The organism is Massilia sp. UBA6681, assembly GCF_002454935.1.
GTDB classification, from domain to species: domain Bacteria; phylum Pseudomonadota; class Gammaproteobacteria; order Burkholderiales; family Burkholderiaceae_D; genus Telluria; species Telluria varians.
On record NZ_DKJX01000015.1, the window covers coordinates 18,517 to 35,746 of the forward strand.

Annotated in this window: 15 protein-coding genes; 6 read left to right on the forward strand and 9 right to left on the reverse strand. The window is 65.3% G+C overall.

Features of this window, described 5'->3' with window-relative positions; all coding sequences use genetic code 11:
- Window positions 1–54: 54 nt before the first annotated feature.
- On the reverse strand, window positions 55–2,364 hold the full coding sequence (locus tag B2R83_RS02155; protein WP_292038063.1) for an outer membrane beta-barrel family protein: 2,310 nt from the start codon (window positions 2,362–2,364) through the stop codon (window positions 55–57).
- Window positions 2,365–2,522: 158 nt separating this feature from the next.
- On the opposite strand from B2R83_RS02155, the gene B2R83_RS02160 reads away from it, so the two are divergent.
- Window positions 2,523–3,005 carry a glutathione peroxidase gene (locus B2R83_RS02160; RefSeq protein ID WP_292038064.1) on the forward strand — a complete coding sequence of 161 codons (483 nt, stop codon included), beginning with the start codon at window positions 2,523–2,525 and terminating at the stop codon, window positions 3,003–3,005.
- A 129-nt stretch (window positions 3,006–3,134) separates the two neighbouring features.
- Here B2R83_RS02160 and B2R83_RS02165 read toward each other — a convergent pair whose 3' ends face one another.
- The 5 genes from B2R83_RS02165 to B2R83_RS02185 all read right to left on the reverse strand — a co-directional run bounded on the left by B2R83_RS02165 (window position 3,135) and on the right by B2R83_RS02185 (window position 9,433).
- Window positions 3,135–5,183, reverse strand: coding sequence for a glycoside hydrolase family 97 protein (locus B2R83_RS02165; RefSeq protein WP_292038065.1), 2,049 nt, complete (start codon window positions 5,181–5,183; stop codon window positions 3,135–3,137).
- A 96-nt stretch (window positions 5,184–5,279) separates the two neighbouring features.
- Window positions 5,280–5,594, reverse strand: a complete 315-nt coding sequence (locus B2R83_RS02170) for a hypothetical protein (protein WP_292038066.1) — start codon at window positions 5,592–5,594, stop codon at window positions 5,280–5,282.
- Between the two features lie 79 nt (window positions 5,595–5,673).
- Entirely contained in the window at window positions 5,674–6,900 is a 1,227-nt protein-coding gene (glcF, locus tag B2R83_RS02175; RefSeq protein WP_292038068.1) for a glycolate oxidase subunit GlcF, read from the reverse strand.
- Window position 6,901: 1 nt separating this feature from the next.
- Window positions 6,902–7,948 carry a glycolate oxidase subunit GlcE gene (gene glcE / locus B2R83_RS02180; protein WP_292038069.1) on the reverse strand — a complete coding sequence of 349 codons (1,047 nt, stop codon included), beginning with the start codon at window positions 7,946–7,948 and terminating at the stop codon, window positions 6,902–6,904.
- Window positions 7,949–7,951: 3 nt separating this feature from the next.
- Window positions 7,952–9,433, reverse strand: a complete 1,482-nt coding sequence (locus B2R83_RS02185; protein ID WP_292038070.1) for an FAD-linked oxidase C-terminal domain-containing protein — start codon at window positions 9,431–9,433, stop codon at window positions 7,952–7,954.
- Window positions 9,434–9,524: 91 nt separating this feature from the next.
- Between B2R83_RS02185 and B2R83_RS02190 the strand changes: the two genes are divergently transcribed.
- Together B2R83_RS02190 and B2R83_RS02195 are read left to right on the forward strand one after the other, a co-directional pair.
- Window positions 9,525–10,079, forward strand: a complete 555-nt coding sequence (locus B2R83_RS02190) for a cob(I)yrinic acid a,c-diamide adenosyltransferase (RefSeq protein WP_027865747.1) — start codon at window positions 9,525–9,527, stop codon at window positions 10,077–10,079.
- Window positions 10,080–10,095: 16 nt separating this feature from the next.
- Complete coding sequence (locus tag B2R83_RS02195) at window positions 10,096–10,797, forward strand: 2OG-Fe(II) oxygenase (protein ID WP_292038071.1); 702 nt, start codon at window positions 10,096–10,098, stop codon at window positions 10,795–10,797.
- Window positions 10,798–10,958: 161 nt separating this feature from the next.
- Here the strand turns inward: B2R83_RS02195 and dxs are convergent, their stop codons facing one another.
- The 3 genes from dxs to B2R83_RS02210 are packed head-to-tail and all read right to left on the reverse strand — an operon-like array spanning window position 10,959 to window position 13,963.
- Window positions 10,959–12,830, reverse strand: coding sequence for a 1-deoxy-D-xylulose-5-phosphate synthase (gene dxs / locus B2R83_RS02200; protein WP_292038072.1), 1,872 nt, complete (start codon window positions 12,828–12,830; stop codon window positions 10,959–10,961).
- Window positions 12,831–13,721 (reverse strand): polyprenyl synthetase family protein, encoded by an 891-nt coding sequence (locus B2R83_RS02205; protein ID WP_292038074.1) that lies wholly within the window; start codon window positions 13,719–13,721, stop codon window positions 12,831–12,833.
- Window positions 13,718–13,963, reverse strand: coding sequence for an exodeoxyribonuclease VII small subunit (locus B2R83_RS02210; protein ID WP_027865751.1), 246 nt, complete (start codon window positions 13,961–13,963; stop codon window positions 13,718–13,720). The genes B2R83_RS02205 and B2R83_RS02210 overlap by 4 nt, the downstream gene beginning before the upstream one ends.
- A gap of 337 nt (window positions 13,964–14,300) precedes the next feature.
- Here B2R83_RS02210 and B2R83_RS02215 point away from each other — a divergent pair, with 337 nt between their 5' ends.
- From B2R83_RS02215 to B2R83_RS02225, 3 genes are read left to right on the forward strand one after another with little or no spacing between them, the layout of a single operon-like run.
- Complete coding sequence (locus tag B2R83_RS02215; protein ID WP_292038076.1) at window positions 14,301–15,401, forward strand: aromatic ring-hydroxylating oxygenase subunit alpha; 1,101 nt, start codon at window positions 14,301–14,303, stop codon at window positions 15,399–15,401.
- A 14-nt stretch (window positions 15,402–15,415) separates the two neighbouring features.
- On the forward strand, window positions 15,416–16,342 hold the full coding sequence (locus B2R83_RS02220) for a DMT family transporter (RefSeq protein WP_292038077.1): 927 nt from the start codon (window positions 15,416–15,418) through the stop codon (window positions 16,340–16,342).
- Window positions 16,343–16,350: 8 nt separating this feature from the next.
- The gene (locus B2R83_RS02225; protein ID WP_292038078.1) at window positions 16,351–17,217 is read left to right on the forward strand and encodes a sulfurtransferase; all 867 of its coding nucleotides are present in this window, start codon (window positions 16,351–16,353) and stop codon (window positions 17,215–17,217) included.
- The last annotated feature ends 13 nt before the right edge of the window (window positions 17,218–17,230 follow it).

The window sequence follows — 17,230 nt, forward strand, 5'->3', positions numbered from 1 at the left end:
ACGTCCGGCCGCCCCGCCGCATCCCTGTTTGAAGCGCTTCTCTAAAGGCCTTGATCAGCCGGGGCCGGGGCCGCCAGGACCGCGGCCGCCGCCCGGACCGCCGAACATCATCTGGCGGCGCTGCCCGTCAGGGCCGCTGAAGCCGCCGAAGCGGTAGCTCAGGCCGATGAAAGCGGTGCGTCCGTTGTTGCGGTTGACCCTGTATTCGCGCAGGCGGTCAGTTTCGGTGATCATCTCCGACTTCTGCGAATCGAACAAGTCGTTGATGTTGAGGTTCAGGGTCAGCGCAGGCGTCAGCTTGCGGCTGTAGTTGAACATGGCCCAGTAGCTCGGCTCGCGGTAGCCTTCGCCGAACAGGGTCTTGCCCTGCCCGGTCAGCATCAGCATGAAGTTGTTGCTCGGGTCCAGCTGGTAGGTCATGTGCCCGCGCAGGGTGAGCGAGGTAGCGCTGCGCTTGTCATCCCTAACGCTGCCCAGCACGGTCTGTTCCGAATAGCCGACGTTGCCGTTGAGCCTGAGTGTCAGCTGGGGAGTGGCGCGGCCGCTGAAGCTGAATTCCAGCCCGCCGGAACGGGCGCTGCCAGCGTTTTCCCGGGTAGTCAGGAGCACATCGTTGGCCAGCACGAAGCGGCGTTCGGAAATCAGGTCGGCGTCGCGGCGCGCGTACAGGCGCACGTTGGTGTCGACCTTGCCCAGCTTGGTCTCGAGGCCGAGCTCCAGCGAATCGGTATTGGTCGGCTGGAGGTCCGGATTACCAGACGAGACATTCTGCTCGTCGCGGTACACCACGAACGGGTTCAGGTCGCCAGCGCCGGGACGACGGATGCGGCGCGCATAACTCAGGCGCAGCGTGGTGTCGTCCGACAGGCCATAGGTCACGAAGGCGCTCGGGATCGCATCGAAATAATGATTGGTCGCGCGCATGCCGGTGGTGACCTGGTTCATGTCGAGCTCCGCGTACTCGGTGCGCAGGCCGCCCAGCACACCCCAGTCCTCGTTGACGCGCCACTGGTAAGTGCCGTACAGCGCGTAGGTCGTGTCGTTCAGCTCGAAGCGGTTGGTGCGGGACGTGCTCACACGCTCGGCGCCGGTGACCGGATCGAGATCGAAGAACACATTGTCGAACACGTTCTCGTTGCGCGCCACCTTGTAGCCCACCTTCAGCACGCCGTTCTCGCCTGGCAGCTCGTAGTCGCCGGTGAAGTCGGCGATGCGGGTCTCGGTCGCGCCGGTCTGGTGGACGACGGGCGTGCCGATCCGCGCCGGACGCACGGTGTAGGCATAGTTGTTGCGCGATGCGCTGTCGGCGTCGCTGCCCGACAGGCGCAGGTCCATCTGGAATTTCTCACCCGGTGCGTCGCCCTTGTGGTCGAGGCGAGCGCCCAGGCCGTAATTACGCGACTTGCTGTTGCGCAGGCTGCTCTGCACATATTCGGAGTCGACGATGCCGGCGGCGTTGGTGTTGCTGTAGCGATTGGTCGATTCGCCTGCTCTGTCGACTTGCGAATAGTTCGCGGTGAGGCCAACGACGTCCTTGTCGCCCCAGTTGTAGGTCAGACCGCCGTTGGCGCTGGTGTTCTCGTCTTCGTTCAAGCCGTTCGAGAACGAGGTGCTGCGCGCGATCGCGCCGGTGACGGGGTCGATGCGCTCGCGCTGGAGCTCGCCGCTGTTCTCGTTCCTTCCCTTGCTGCGGCCCAGGTTGCCCTGCACGCTGTAGCGGCCTTGCGTGTAGTTGCCAAAGACATTAGTCCGGTAACGGCCCTCAGTGCCGACGTTCGCACTCACGGTCGCGAAACCGCCGGGGCTGCGCTCGCGCCGCATCACCAGGTTGATGATCGGTCCGCCGCCGCCTTCGTTGCCGAACTGCGCGCCCGGGTTGTTGATGACCTCGACCGAGTCCAGGTCGCCCGCCGGCAACGCATTGATCGCGGCCGCGCGGTTCTCGCCCTGCATCATCGCCGAGGGCTTGCCGTCCACCAGGATCTGCACGCTGCGGCCGCGCAGCGTGACGTTGCCTTCCCCGTCGACGGCCACCGAGGGCACCTTGTTCAGGGTATCGGCCACGGTGTCGACCGAGGTGGCCGGATCGGCCTTGACGTCATAGCTCTGGCGGTCGATGCGGTTCTGGGTGCGGGTCGCGCTGACGGTCACTGTGGACTCGACCGGCGTTTGCGCCGGCGGCGCAGCAGTTGCCTGGGCTGGCTGGGCCTGGACCGGGGCCTGCTGCTTCGCCTGCTCCTGCACGGCGGGGGCCTGCTGCGCGCTCGCCGCGAACGGGGCGAGCAGCGTACCTGCGACGAGATGCGCGATCAGCGAACGACGCGGATGACGGGAGTGGCTGGCGAAGTGTGAATTGGTAGGCATGGAAGCGGCTCTGCAATATAGGCGAGCGCGATTGTCGCATGCCAAGTTCTTATCGTTTGTAACAAAAGATAACAAGCACGGACTTGAGCGATCGGCGCATGCATACGTGTTGCGCCGCCATGACATACACTTCTGGTTTTCCAGACGAGGGCTCAACCATGAACGTATTCGATTTCAGCGCCACTACGCTCGACGGCAAGCCGATGGACTTGAGCGCCTACCGCGGCAAAATGCTCCTGGTCGTCAACACCGCCAGTGCCTGCGGCTTCACGCTGCAGTACAAGGGCCTGGAAGAGCTGCACCGCCAGTACGGCGAGCGCGGGCTGGTGGTGATGGGCTTTCCCTGCAACCAGTTCGGCAAGCAGGAGCCGGGCACGGAAGCCGAGATCGGCGCCTTCTGCGAGAAGAACTACGGCGTGAGCTTTCCGATGTTCGCCAAGGTCGACGTCAACGGCGACGGCGCCCACCCGCTGTTCAAGCACCTGAAGGGCGAGAAGCCGGGCGTGCTGGGCACGGAGGCGATCAAGTGGAACTTCACCAAGTTCCTGGTCGGGCGCGACGGCGAGGTCGTGAAACGCTATGCGCCGCAGACGGCGCCGAGCGAAATCGCCGGCGACATCGAGAAGCTGCTGGCGCAATAGCGGATTGCAGTTGTAGGGTGGGCAAGTTTCTTGCCCACGCGGTGATAGCTATCGGCTTCGCTCTCGTGCGAAATGATATTGCCGCAGATGATCACCGCGTGGGCGGGAGACCCGCCCACCCTACGAAAATCAAGGCTGTGGGGTCAGGCGGATCGCCTGGCCGCCGCCGGGCGCGAGGCGCAGCTGCAGGGTATCCGCCGCGGTGACGGTCTTCGTCTCCGTCACCAGGTCGAAACGGCGCTCGCTGCGGTAGTCGGCCGCGTCGCCGTCGCGGTAGATCTCGGCGGTATAACGCTTGCCCTTGTCGAGGAAATCGAGAGGCAGCGGCAAGCTACGCGCTTCACCGTCGGTCACCGCGCCGACATACCAGTCGTCGCTCGCGCGGTCCTTGCGCGCGATGGTGGCAAAGGAACCCACTTCGCCGTTGATCACACGGGTGTCGGCCCAGTCGGTCGGCACGTCCCTGATGAACTTGAAGGCCGCCGGATACTTGGCGTAGTTCTCCGGCAGGTCGGCCGCCATCTGGATCGGCGAATAGATCACGACGAAATTCGCCAGCTGCTTGGCCTGGGTCGAGTTGAAGACCTTGTTGTCCGCGCCCACCAGGCTCAGCACGCCCGGCGTGTAGTCCATCGGGCCGCTCAGCATGCGGGTGAACACCAGCTTGGCCTCGTGGTCGACGCTGTTCGGCGGATTGCCCCAGGCGTTGTACTCGACGCCGCGCGCGCCTTCGCGCGTGAGCCAGTTCGGGTAGGTGCGGCGCAGGCCGGTGTCCTTGACCGGCTCATGGGTGTCGATCGACAGCTTGTATTTCGCCGCCTCGGTCACTGCCTTCAGGAAGTGGTTCACGCCTTCCTGCGAATCGTAGTGGCCATAGCGCGGCTTGCCGTCGCGGCCCGTGAACAGGGCGCTGCCGGCTTCGTGCACATAGCCCGACTTGATGCTGTCCACGCCCAGCTTCGCATACAGCTTGTACGCCGCATCCATCTGCTTTTCGTAGGCGACGATGTTGGCGCCGGTTTCGTGGTGGCCGATCAGGCGCACGCCTTTCGACTTGGCATACGCGGCCAGGCCCGGCAGGTCGAAGTCGGGGTAAGGCTGGGTGAAGCTGAAGTCGGCGCCGCCATGGCCCCAGTCGCTCTCCCAGCCCTTGTTCCAGCCTTCGACCAGCACGCCGCGGAAGCCGTTCTGGGCGGCGAAGTCGATGTACTTCTTCGTGTTGGCGGTGGTGGCCGCGTGCTTCGGGCCGGCGTTCCAGGTGCCGCTCTGCAGGTGCATCTGCCACCAGACGCCGACGAACTTCGAGGGCTTCACCCAGCTCACGTCGCCGAGCTTGTTCGGTTCGTTCAGGTTCAGGACCAGGTCGGACATGTACAGTCCCGCCGCGTTGTCCGCGATCTGCATGGTGCGCCATGGCGTGGTGAAGGCGCCCTTGCGCACCACCGCCGGGCCGCTCGGCGACGGCGCCAGCATGGCGCGCAGCTTCTGGCCGTCGACCTTGCGCAGCCACATGGTGGCGTAGTCGACCAGCGCCGCTTCGTGGAAGGCGATGTGGGTGCCATCAATCAGGCGCACGGTGAGCGGCGTATTGGCGATGCCGATTTCCTTGAGCGGCGCCTTGCGGATCTCTTCTTCGAGCCCCGGCAGTTCGGCCGCCGGGATCCACCAGGCGGTGGCGGGCTGGGCCACCGTGAATTCGGTCAGCTCGTCGATGATCTCGGCTTCCTTCAGCTGCGGCTGGGCCGGGAATTCGTAGCGGAAGCCGACGCCGTCGTCGTAGATGCGGAATACCACCGCCAACTGGCGGCCGGCGCGATTCTTCTGCTCCAGATCGACGCGCAGCTCGCGGTAATGGTTGCGCACGAAGCGGCGCTCGCCCCAGGGCTGTTCCCAGGTGCTGTCATGGTCGCTCACGGCTTGCTTGCGCAGGCTGAAGCCGCCGTCGAGCTTGTGTGCATTGGCCAGGTTGAAGCCCAGGCGCGAGGGAGCGATCAGTTCCTTGCCCTTGCGCTTGACGCCATAGGCCAGCTTGCCCATGCCGTCGACCTGCACTTCCACGCTGATGACCTTGCCCGGGGAGTCGGCGCTGGCGATCAGTTTCTGGGCCCAGGCCGGCAGGGCCAGCAGGCAGGATGCTGCCACGGCAGCGGCCGTGGCAAATGAGCGGTGGAAGTGCATCGGGTCTCCTTGTCGTGTAATGCGCCGTAGGAAAACTACCTCTACTACGGCTGAGCATCACATAGTACGACAAAAAGATGTAACTCGACTACCAAATCAACGCGTCCGGATCCAGGCGGCGCCGTGGGTGATGCAGGCGCGGTTCACGTTTTCGAGGAAGCGGATGGCCTCCCCCTGCGAGACGCCTGGCGGCATCAGCTGGGCGAGCGAGGTGTCTTCGGTGACGCGGTCGAGGCCATAGGAAATGGCGCGCGATACGTCGCGTGCCAGTCTGCCGTCGCTGTTGTACAGCGCGTCATAGATGCCGGCTTCCTCCCATACCGGCACGAGGCCGGGCGTGGTGGAGTCCTCGAAGACGACCATGGGCGGCAGGCCTTCGTCTTCACGGACAAGTTGGAAAATGAAACTCAAGATCGATCCTTTGCATGCAAAACGAGGCGATCCTAGCACGGTGGGGCCGGTACACGGCGCGTGCCGTGCCGCCCGCGAATCAGTCCAGCGCCCGGTCGATCAGCTCGATCCAGTGCGTGACCGGCGTCTGCGTCCCTGACTGCAGGTGGGTCATGCAGCCGATGTTGGCGGACACGATTTCGTCCGGTTTGCAGGCCTGCAGATTGGCCAGCTTGCGGTCCCGCAGTTCGTGCGCGATCTCGGGATGCAGCACCGAATAGGTGCCGGCCGAGCCGCAGCACAGGTGGCTATCGGCGCACAGCGTGACGTCGACGCCGGCGGCGCGCAGCACGCCCTCGACCTTGCCGCGGATCTGCTGGCCGTGCTGCAGCGTGCAGGGCGGGTGATAGGCGACGCGCTTGGCGATCTTCCCTTGCAGCTTCGCGGCGATCTGCTCCTCGAACTCCGGCAGGATTTCGGACAGGTCGCGTGTGAGCATCGAAATGCGCCCGGCCTTGGCCGCATAGGCCTCGTCGTGCGCCAGCAGGTGGCCGTATTCCTTGACGGTGACGCCGCAGCCGGAAGCGGTCATGACGATCGCCTCGATCTCGCCCCGCTCCACCCAAGGCCACCAGGCGTCGATGTTGCGGCGCATGTCCTCCAGGCCGGCCGCCTGGTCGTTCAAATGGTAACGCACGGCGCCGCAGCAGCCGGCCTTCGGCGCTGTGATCAGCTGCACGCCGAAGGCGTCGAGCACGCGCGCGGTGGCGGCGTTGATGTTGGGCGCCATCGCCGGCTGCACGCAGCCCTCCAGCACCAGCATCTTGCGCGCATGGGTCCGGGCAGGCCAGGCGCCGGCGCTGCGCGCCGGCTGCAGCTTGTCCTGCAGCCCTTTGGCGAGCACCGGACGGGCCAGCTGCCCTGCCCTGAAGGCCGGCTTGAACAGTGCGCTACGGGGCAGGAACTCCTTGAGCGTGCTGCGCTTGACACGGTCCTTCAGGGGGCGCGGCACGCGTTCCTCGACCACGCGGCGGCCGATATCCACCAGGCGGCCATACTTGACGCCCGACGGACAGGTGGTTTCGCAGTTGCGGCAGGTGAGGCAGCGGTCCAGGTGCAGCTGGGTCTTGCGGGTCGGCTCCGCGCCTTCCAGCACCTGCTTGATCAGGTAGATGCGGCCGCGCGGGCCGTCGAGCTCGTCGCCCAGCAGCTGGTAGGTCGGGCAGGTGGCGGTGCAGAAGCCGCAGTGCACGCAAGCGCGCAGGATGCTTTCCGCTTCCTTGCCGTCCGCGGTGTCCTTGATGAAATCGGCCAGGTTGGTTTGCATATCAGTACAGTCGTCCCGGATTGAAGATGTGCGCCGGATCGAAGGAATTCTTCAGGCGTTCGTGGATGCGCGCGACCGCCGGCTGCAAGGGCTGGAACACGCCCACGGATTTGTCGCCGCCACGGAACAGGGTCGCGTGGCCGCCGACGGCGGAGACGCTCCGGCGGATGCTGGCGGCATCCATGTCGCTGCGCAGCCAGCGCTGGGCGCCGCCCCACTCGATCAGCTGCACGCCGCCGAGCTTGAGCGTATCGGTCGTGGAGGGCAGCGACAGGCGCCACAATGCCTCCTCGCCGCCGAAGAAGGGCAAGCGCTGTTCGCGCAGCTCTTCCCAGAAGCACGCCGGGTTGGGCATGGTCTCGCCGCCGATCAGGCGCACGGCCGCATCCACCGCGGCCTGGGCGCCCGACAGGCGCAGCCACAAGCTGCCGTTGTGCCAGCAACTGGCGGACAGCGGGAGCGGCTGGCCGCCCCATTCGTTCAGCTTGCGGATGGCCTCGCCCTCCGGCAACTCCAGGCACAGCGTGGTCTCGGCAAAGGGCTTCGGCAAGACCTTGACCGACACTTCCAGCAGCAGGCCGAGGGTGCCGAGCGAACCGGCCAGCATGCGCGAGACGTCGTAGCCGGCCACGTTCTTCATCACCTGGCCGCCGAAAGTGAGCACATCGCCCTTCCCGTCCAGCAGCTTGGCCCCCAGCACGAAGTCGCGCACGCCGCCGCTGGCAGCGCGGCGCGGGCCGGCCAGGCCGGCGGCGATGGCGCCGCCCAGGGTGGCCCCCTCGCCGAAGTGCGGCGGCTCGAAGGCCAGCATCTGGTTGCGGTCGGCCAGTACCGCTTCGATCTCGGCAAGCGGCGTGCCGCAGCGGGCCGTGATCACCAGTTCGGTCGGCTCATAGTCATTGACCCCGGCATAGCCGCGCGTGTCGAGGATCTCGCCCTCCAGGCGCTGGCCGTACCAGTCCTTGCTGCCGCCGCCGCGGATGCGCAGGGGCGTCTTGTCGGCTGCGGCGGCGCGCACCCGTTGCTGGAATTGTTCGATCGATTGCATGTGTTAAAAACGCGGGAGGTCGGGAAACGGCAGCTCGCCGCCATGCACGTGCATCTTGCCGAATTCGGCGCAGCGGTGCGGGGTCGGGATGGCCTTGTCCGGATTGAGCAGCATGGGCGCGTCGAAGGCGCGCTTGACCTCGAAGAAGGCGTCGAGCTCCTTGCGGCCGAACTGCACGCACATCGAGTTGATCTTCTCCATGCCCACGCCGTGTTCGCCGGTGATGGTGCCGCCCACCTCGACGCACAGCGCCAGGATCGCCGCCCCGAAGGCCTCGGCGCGATCGAATTCGCCCGGCTGGTTCGCATCGAACAGGATCAGCGGATGCATGTTGCCGTCGCCCGCATGGAAGACGTTCGAGCAGCGCAGGCCGAAGCTCGTTTCCATCTCCTCGATGCCCTTCAATACGCGCGCCAGCTGCTTGCGCGGGATGGTCCCGTCCATGCAGTAGTAATCCGGCGAGATGCGCCCTGCCGCAGGGAAGGCGTTCTTGCGGCCGGACCAGAAACGCATGCGCTCGGCCTCGCTCTGCGAGACGGCAATCGCCGTGGCGCCGGCGCCTTCGAAGACCGCCTTCATGCGTTCGATTTCTTCCGCCACTTCCAGTGCGGTGCCGTCGGCCTCGCACAGCAGGATGGCGGCCGCATCGGTATCGTAACCGGCACGCACGAACGGCTCGACCATGCGCACCGAGGTGCGGTCCATCATCTCCAGCCCGGCCGGGATGATGCCGGCGGCGATGATACTGGCCACCGCATTGCCGGCGGTGATGACGTCATCAAACGAAGCCATGACGACCTGGGCCACCGCAGGTTTCGGCACCAGTTTTACGGTCACCTCGGTGACGATGCCCAGCATGCCTTCCGAGCCGATGAACACGGCCAGCAGGTCCAGGCCCGGCGCGTCCAGCGCTTCGCTGCCGAGTTCGATGATCTCGCCTTCGATGGTGGCGACGCGCACGCGCAGCACGTTGTGCACCGTCAGCCCGTATTTCAGGCAGTGCACGCCGCCCGAGTTCTCGGCCACGTTGCCGCCGATGGTGCAGGCGATCTGCGACGAGGGATCGGGCGCATAGTACAGGCCGTGTTGAAAGGCTGCTTCGGAAATGGCGAGGTTGCGCACGCCCGGCTGGACCACGGCGGTGCGCGCGTACGGGTCCACCCGCACGATGCGGTTCAATCGCGCGGTCGAGATCACGACGCCATCCGCGATCGGCAGCGCGCCGCCCGAGAGACCGGTGCCGGCGCCACGCGGCACGATCGGCACGCCGAGCTCGCGGCAGGTGTTCAGGATCGCCAGCACCTGCTCTTCGCTGGTAGGCAGGGTGACGATCATCGGCAGCTGGCGATAGGCCGCCAGGCCGTCGCATTCGTAGGGACGGGTGTCTTCGGGGTCGGACAGGACGCAGCCGTCAGGCAGGCGCGCACGCAGGCTTGCCGCGACCTGGTCGCGCCTTCCGGCGAGAGTGGATGGTATGGCGCTCATGGTTGAATTGTAGGCAGAATCGGGCACAAGCGCTGCGTTTTATCGTATGCTCGCCCTATCGTTTTTTTACTATATTGCATAAGGCTGCATCATGGGCAATCGACTTTCCAAAATCGCCACCCGCACGGGCGACGACGGCACTACCGGCCTGGGCGACGGCAGCCGCACCGGCAAGGACAGCGCGCGCATCCATTCGCTCGGCGAAGTGGACGAGCTCAACTCCTTCGTGGGCCTGCTGTTGTGCGAAGAGATGCCGGGCGACCTGCGCGAGGAACTCATCTCGATCCAGCACGACCTGTTCGACCTGGGCGGCGAGCTGTGCATCCCGGGCTACGAGATGATCAAGGACGAGCACGTGGCGCGCCTGGACGGCCTGCTCGAGAAGTACAACGCCGACCTGCCGGTGCTGAAGGAATTCATCCTGCCGGCCGGCTCGCGCGCTGCTTCCCTCGCCCACGTGTGCCGCACCGTGTGCCGCCGCGCCGAGCGCAGCATCGTGGCGCTGTCGCATGCCGAGCAGATCCGCCCGCATCCGCGCCAGTACGTGAACCGCCTGTCGGACCTGATGTTCGTGCTGGCGCGCGTGCTGAACCGCTTCGCCGGCGGCAGCGACGTGCTGTGGCAGCACGAGCGCAAGCGCGGTTGAGGCAGGAAACCGGCGTATGGAAGACTTCATCGGCATCTACGACAATGCCCTCACCGCCGAGCAGTGCGACGCGATCCGCGCGCGCTTCGACGCCAGCGGCAAGGTCGCGCGCGGCCGCACCGGCAACGGCGTGGACGTCAGCAAGAAGGACAGCTACGACCTGACCATCAACGGGCATGCGGAGTGGGACGACGTCGGCGCCCTGCTCACCCAGACCATGGCGCGCCACCTGGCGCAGTACATGGACAAGTACCGCATGCTCCTGATCGGCGCGCTGTCGCCGCAGGTGGCGCATCCACAGACGGGCGAGCCGGTGACGCTGTCACTTGGTAATTTCGACGAGTTCGGCACGCCGAACGTGGTGGCGCTGATGCAGTCGATCTACCGGGTCGGGAACGTCAACCTGCAGAAGTACCTGGAGGGGACCGGGGGCTACCACCACTGGCATTCCGAGATCTATCCGCAGAACGCCAGCTGCGAGACCCTGCACCGGGTGCTGCTGTGGCAGTTCTACCTGAACGACGTGGCCGATGGCGGCGAGACGGAGTTCCTGTACCAGGGGCGCAAGGTCGAGGCGCGCAAGGGGCGCTTGATCATTGCGCCGGCGGGGTTTACGCATACCCACAAGGGGCATGTGTCGCGGAGCGGGGACAAGTATATTGCGACCTCATGGATTTTGTTCCAGAGGGCGGAGGCCTTGTTTGGGCAGCCGGGGTAAGGCTGCTGTATAAGACTTCGGATGGAAAATTGGGTTCCGGCCTTCGCCGGAACGACGGTCTTTAGGCTAACTCAACGTCATAGGTAACGTGTGCTTTAACCGTTAGCTTTAAAACCGTCATCCCGGCGCAGGCCGGGATCCAATTTTCGCAAGCACACCGATCAGGTGTTATTCACCACCAGCCGCGGCTCACCCACGGCAAACCTCGCACGAATCGAAGCAGCAATCCCCTTGGCATCCAGCCCCACCGACGCCAGCAGCGCCGCCGGATCCCCCTGGTCGATGAACTTGTCCGGCAAGCCGAGATTGAGCACCGGCTTGGCAATCCCTTCCGCCGCCAGCGCTTCCATCACCGCGCTGCCTGCGCCGCCCATCACGCAGCCCTCTTCCACCGTCACCAGGTAGTCGTGCTCCTTCGCCAGGCGCTTGACCAGTTCCACGTCGAGCGGCTTGACGAAGCGCATGTTGGCCACCGTGGCGTTCAGCTCTTCGCCGGCCGCGATGCTCGGGGCCACCATCGAACCGAAGGCCAGGATGGCGATGCCCTTGCCTTCGCGGGCTACTACCCCCTTGCCAATCTCGATCGACGTCAATTCTTCCTGGATCGCCGCGCCGACGCCGGCGCCGCGCGGATAGCGCACCGCCGCCGGACCCGGGTAGTGGTAGGCGGTGGTCAGCATCTGGCGGCATTCGTTCTCGTCCGACGCGGCCATGACGACCATGTTCGGGATGCAGCGCAGGTAGGCCAGGTCGTAGTTGCCGGCGTGGGTGGCGCCGTCGGCGCCGACCAGGCCTGCGCGGTCGAGCGCGAAGGTCACGTCCAGGTTCTGCAGGGCCACGTCATGGATCAGCTGGTCGTAGCCGCGCTGCAGGAAGGTCGAATAGATCGCCACGACCGGCTTCATGCCTTCGGTGGCCATGCCGGCCCCGAAAGTCACCGAATGCTGCTCGGCGATGCCGACGTCGAAGTAACGCTCCGGGTACTGCTGGTGGAAGCGCACCATGCCCGAGCCTTCGCGCATCGCCGGCGTGATGCCGACCAGGCGCTTGTCGACGGCCGCCATGTCGCACAGCCAGTTGCCGAACACTTCGGTGTAGGTGATCTTGCTCGGCGCGGTGGCCGGCTTGATGCCTTCGGTCGGGTTGAACTTGCCGGTGCCGTGGTACAGGATCGGCTCGGCCTCGGCCAGCTTGTAGCCCTGCCCTTTTTTCGTCACCACGTGCAGGAACTGCGGACCCTTGAGCTTCTTGATGTTCTCCAGGGTCGGGATCAGGGAATCCAGGTCATGGCCGTCGATCGGGCCGATGTAGTTGAAGCCGAACTCCTCGAACATGGTGGCCGGGACCACCATGCCCTTGGCGTGTTCCTCGAGCTTGCGCGCGAGGTCCAGCACCGGGCCCGGCAGCACGCTTTTGCCAACATTCTTGGCGGCGGCGTAGAACTGGCCGCTCATCAGGCGCGCCAGGTAGCGGTTGAGCGCGCCCACCGGCGGCGAGATCGACATGTCGTTGTCGTTCAGGACCACCAGCAGGTTGCAGTCTTCTTCGACGCCCGCGTTGTTCAGGGCCTCGAAGGCCATGCCGGCGGTCATGGAGCCGTCGCCGATCACGGCGATCGCGTGGCGGTCTTCGCCTTTCAGCTTGGCCGCCTGGGCCATGCCCAGGGCCGCCGAGATCGAGGTTGACGAGTGCGCGGTGCCGAAGGTGTCGTAGACGCTTTCGTCGCGCTTCGGGAAGCCCGACAGGCCGTTCAGCTGGCGCAGGCTCGGCATGCGGCCGCGGCGGCCGGTGAGGATCTTGTGCGAATAGGTCTGGTGGCCCACGTCCCACACGATGCGGTCGTGCGGGGTGTTGTAGACGTAGTGCAGCGCGATGGTCAGTTCCACCGTGCCCAGGTTCGAGGACAGGTGGCCGCCGGTCTTCGACACCGAGTCGAGCAGGAACTGGCGCAGCTCGGTGGCGAGCGGGGTCAGTTGCGTGCGCGGCAGCTTGCGCAGGTCCGCGGGGTCGTTGATGGTCTCTAGCAGGTTCATTTATGCCTTCCGCCGCACGATGAGGTCCGCGAGTTCGCGCAGCCGCAGTGCTTGTTCTCCGAATGGCGCCAGCGCATCGTGCGCTTCACGCCGCAATTGCTCGGCCAGTTCCTTCGATTGGTCCAGCCCAAGGATCGACACATAGGTCGGCTTGTTGTCGGCCGCGTCCTTGCCCGCGGTCTTGCCCAGCGTGGCCGAGTCGGCCGTCGCATCCAGCACGTCGTCCACCACCTGGAAAGCCAGGCCGATCGCCTTCGAATAGGCGTTCAATGCTTCCAGTTCGGTGGGCGACAAATCACGGCCGGCAAGCGCACCCAGGATCACCGAAACGCGCAGCATCGCTCCGGTTTTGAGCTGGTGCATGCGCTCCAGTTCCTCGCGCTGAAGCGCCAGGCCGACGCTGTCAAGGTCGATTGCCTGGCCGCCGCACATGCCGCTCGAGCCCGCCGCTTCGGCCAGCAGGCGCAGCATGGTGACCTGGCGCGCGGGCGGCACGGTAGCGATGCCGGCCAGGGTCTCGAAAGCCTGGGCCTGCAGCGCGTCGCCGACCAGCAGCGCGGTCGCTTCGTCATAGGCGACGTGCACGGTCGGCTTGCCGCGGCGCAGGTCGTCGTCGTCCATGCAGGGCATGTCGTCGTGCACCAGCGAGTACACGTGGATCATCTCGACGGCAGCGGCCACATGCGCCAGGGCTTCGGCGTCGCCGCCGAACAGGGCGCCGCTGCCGTAGGCCAGCAGCGGACGGATGCGCTTGCCGCCGCCGAGCGTGGTGTAGCGCATCGCTTCGTGGAGCTTGTGCGGGATGGTGGTGGCGGGCGGCAGGAAGGTCTCGAGCGCATGCTCGACGTCCTGCTGCACCTGCTGCATCCAGTCCTGGAATGGCTGCGTCATTGCTCGCCCTCGCCTTCGGCCGAGAAGGGCTTGAGCATGTCGCCTTCGAGCACCTTGACCTGGGACTCGACCTTTTCCAGCTGGGCAGCGCAATACTTCACCAGCTCGGAACCGCGCGCATAGGCGGCCACCGAGGCTTCGAGCGGAAGCTGGCCGGATTCCATCTGCGACACGAGCTGGGCCAGCTCGGCCATCGCGCCCTCGAAGGATTCCGGCGGCGCGCCGTTTGTCATATTTGCCATAGCTATGTAATAGGGGACGGCGCAAGGGTGCGCCATGGGACAGTCCAATCGCGTATTTTAGTCCAATCCTTCCCCTCAAGGGGCGCACATTGCATCGAACGCAACTTGCTGTAATTGAATCTTCTGCTGCGATTGCGCCTGCTCCCAATGAAACCCGTGATTATTCAACCACTTATTTGCGCGGTTTCGTCTCTCGCACGCGATGGGCCCTGACCCCTGAGCTTGTTTCCGAGGTATAATCTTCGGTTCTGTCCGAAATACCGTAATCCTCATTCCAAGATACTGGTCTTTGGATTCTTTCTCTTCTTTGGTACTGTTAAATTAAAGGGGGGTTGGGATGTCCGATCTGGCTACCCACGCCAAGCTGGCGCGCTCGTGTGCTCAGCTTCCGGTAAACGTCTACTTTGACGATGCGCTGATGCAGCGCGAGCTGCAGCAGCTGTTTCACAAGGGCCCACGCTACGTCGGCCACGAATTGATGGTGCCTGAGGTAGGCGATTTCGCGACACTTGCATCCGAAAACGAAGGCCGCATGCTGGTCCGCAACGCGGGCGGCATCGAAGTGCTGTCCAACGTCTGCCGTCACCGCCAGGCGCTGATGTTCAATGGCCGCGGCAATGCGAACACCATCGTCTGCCCGCTGCACCGTTGGACCTACGACCTGAAAGGCCAGCTGATCGGCGCTCCGCACTTCCCGGAGACGCCCTGCCTGAACCTGTCGAAGACGCCGCTGCAGAACTGGAACGGCCTGCTGTTCGAACAGAACGGCTACGACGTCATGGAGAAGCTGAAGAACATGGAGGTCACCAAGGACCTCGACTTCAGCGGCTACATGTTCGACCACGTCGAAATCCACGAGTGCGACTACAACTGGAAGACCTTCATCGAGGTCTACCTGGAGGATTACCACGTCGAGCCCTTCCACCCGGGCCTGGGCAACTTCGTCTCGTGCGACGACCTGAAGTGGGAATTCGGCCGCGACTACAGCGTCCAGACCGTGGGCGTGAACCGCGCGCTGCAGAAGGCGGGTTCGCCGGCCTACAAGAAGTGGCAGGAACAGGTCCTGAAGTTCAACAACGGCCAGCCGCCGAAGTACGGCGCCATCTGGCTGACCCTGTACCCGAACATCATGGTCGAGTGGTATCCGAACGTGCTGGTGGTATCGACCCTGTGGCCGATCGGCCCGCAGAAGACCCGCAACGTGGTCGAGTTCTACTACCCGGAAGAGTTCGTGCTGTTCGAGCGCGAATTCGTCGAGGCCGAGCGCGCCGCCTACATGGAAACCGCGGTCGAGGACGACGAGATCGCGCTGCGCATGGATGCCGGCCGCAAGATCCTTCTCGAGCGCGGCGTCAACGAAGTCGGCCCTTACCAGTCGCCGATGGAAGACGGGATGCAGCACTTCCACGAGTGGTACCGAAGCAAACTTGAGCTGTAATTACCGGTAATGTAATGGCTTCACTCTGGATGCTGTTCGCCAGCTTCGCGTTCGCCGCCATGGGCGCGGGCGTGAAGCTGGCCTCCGAGTTCTACTCCACCTCCGAACTCCTGATGTACCGCGGCCTCATCGGCACGCTGGTGCTGCTGGTGGCGGTGCGCTACCAGGGCGGCACCTTCAAGACTCCTTTTGTGGCAGCCCACGTCTGGCGCAGCGTCGTCGGCGTCGTCTCGCTATGGCTGTGGTTCTTCGCCATTTCGCGCCTGCCGCTGGCCACCGCGGTCACGCTCAACTACATGGCGCCGATCTGGATCGCGGCCTGGATGTTCGCCCACGGCTGGTGGAGCGGCACCAAGCTGCCCGAATGGCCGCTGGTGCTGGCGATCGCCATGAGCTTCTTCGGCGTGACCCTGGTGCTGCAGCCGGCGATCGAAACCAACCAGTGGATAGGCGGCCTGGCAGGCATCGCCTCGTCGCTGATCTCGGCGGCGGCCTACATGCAGGTGCGCAGACTCGGCCAGATGGGCGAACCCGAGTACCGCGTGGTGTTCTACTTCTCGCTCAGCACCACCATTGCCGGCCTGTTCGGCACGCTGGCGGGCGACAGCGGGGCCGGCCCGGGCGCCGTATTCCAGAGCCATACCCTGTATAGCGGCGCCCTGCTGCTGGCGGTCGGCATCTTCGGCCTGCTGGCCCAGATCGCGATGACGCGCGCCTACCGCGTCGGCAAGGTGCTGGTGGTGGCCAACCTGCAGTACACGGGCATCGTGTTTTCCAGCCTGTGGGGCCTGGCCCTGTGGAACGACAGCTTCGACTGGCACGTCTGGCTGGGCATCGCCGTGATCCTTGCATCGGGCATCGCCGCGACGTTCTACAATACACGCAGCACGGCCAAGGGCGCCGTGGTCAAGGACACCGATCCGATCGCCAGCGAGACTTGAGGAGCGACATGTATACGACACTGATTTCGGCGCAAGACCTGGCCGCGCACATCGACAATCCCGACTGGGTGGTGGTCGATTGTCGCCACGACCTGATGAACCTGGCGGCTGGCCGCGAAGGCTATGCCGCCGGCCACTTGCCGGGCGCGGTCTTCGGCGACATCGAAACCCAGCTGTCGGGCGCCAAGCACGGCCCGGACGGCGTGTTCCGCGGCCGCCACCCCTTGCCGGAAAAAGAAGCACTGCTTGAAACCCTGCGCGGCTGGGGCGTCGACGACGACTCCCAGGTCGTGGCCTACGACGCCCACGGCGGCATGTTCGCCGCGCGCCTGTGGTGGCTGATGCGCTGGCTCGGCCACGAGGCGGTGGCGGTGCTGGACGGCGGCATGGCGGCCTGGCAGGCGATCGGCAAGCCGCTTGTCACCGACGCTGCATCGAAGCCGCGCGGCAGCCTTACGGTCCGCGCGCCCTTCGTGCCGACCGTGACCGTCGCGGAAGTCATGGAGAACGTGGACAAGGGCGAACGCATCGTCATCGATGCACGCGCCTCCGACCGCTTCCGCGGCGAGAACGAAACCATCGACCCGATCGGCGGCCATATCCCGGGCGCCCGCAACCGCTTCTTCAAGGACAACCTGCAGGCGGACGGCCGCTTCAAGGATGCGGCCACCCTGCGGGACGAATTCGCGCCGCTGGTCGACGATCCGGCACGGGCCATCATGCAGTGCGGCTCGGGCGTCACCGCCTGCCACAACCTGCTGGCGCTGGAAGTCGCCGGCATGCCGGGGGCGGCGCTGTATCCGGGGTCGTGGAGCGAATGGGTGGGCGACGGCAAGAACGATACCGGCCGCCCTGTTGCCAAAGGCGACGCTTGAGCGGGAGCCATCC

Coding starts and splice junctions, on each gene's coding strand:
- B2R83_RS02210 (WP_027865751.1), bottom strand. CDS start 13,963: ATGGCAAATATGACAAACGGCGCGCCGCCGGAATCCTTCGAGGGCGCG.
- B2R83_RS02190 (WP_027865747.1), top strand. CDS start 9,525: ATGGGCAATCGACTTTCCAAAATCGCCACCCGCACGGGCGACGACGGC.
- glcE (WP_292038069.1), bottom strand. CDS start 7,948: ATGCAATCGATCGAACAATTCCAGCAACGGGTGCGCGCCGCCGCAGCC.
- glcF (WP_292038068.1), bottom strand. CDS start 6,900: ATGCAAACCAACCTGGCCGATTTCATCAAGGACACCGCGGACGGCAAG.
- B2R83_RS02195 (WP_292038071.1), top strand. CDS start 10,096: ATGGAAGACTTCATCGGCATCTACGACAATGCCCTCACCGCCGAGCAG.
- B2R83_RS02215 (WP_292038076.1), top strand. CDS start 14,301: ATGTCCGATCTGGCTACCCACGCCAAGCTGGCGCGCTCGTGTGCTCAG.
- B2R83_RS02165 (WP_292038065.1), bottom strand. CDS start 5,183: ATGCACTTCCACCGCTCATTTGCCACGGCCGCTGCCGTGGCAGCATCC.
- B2R83_RS02220 (WP_292038077.1), top strand. CDS start 15,416: ATGGCTTCACTCTGGATGCTGTTCGCCAGCTTCGCGTTCGCCGCCATG.
- dxs (WP_292038072.1), bottom strand. CDS start 12,830: ATGAACCTGCTAGAGACCATCAACGACCCCGCGGACCTGCGCAAGCTG.
- B2R83_RS02185 (WP_292038070.1), bottom strand. CDS start 9,433: ATGAGCGCCATACCATCCACTCTCGCCGGAAGGCGCGACCAGGTCGCG.
- B2R83_RS02205 (WP_292038074.1), bottom strand. CDS start 13,721: ATGACGCAGCCATTCCAGGACTGGATGCAGCAGGTGCAGCAGGACGTC.
- B2R83_RS02155 (WP_292038063.1), bottom strand. CDS start 2,364: ATGCCTACCAATTCACACTTCGCCAGCCACTCCCGTCATCCGCGTCGT.
- B2R83_RS02160 (WP_292038064.1), top strand. CDS start 2,523: ATGAACGTATTCGATTTCAGCGCCACTACGCTCGACGGCAAGCCGATG.
- B2R83_RS02225 (WP_292038078.1), top strand. CDS start 16,351: ATGTATACGACACTGATTTCGGCGCAAGACCTGGCCGCGCACATCGAC.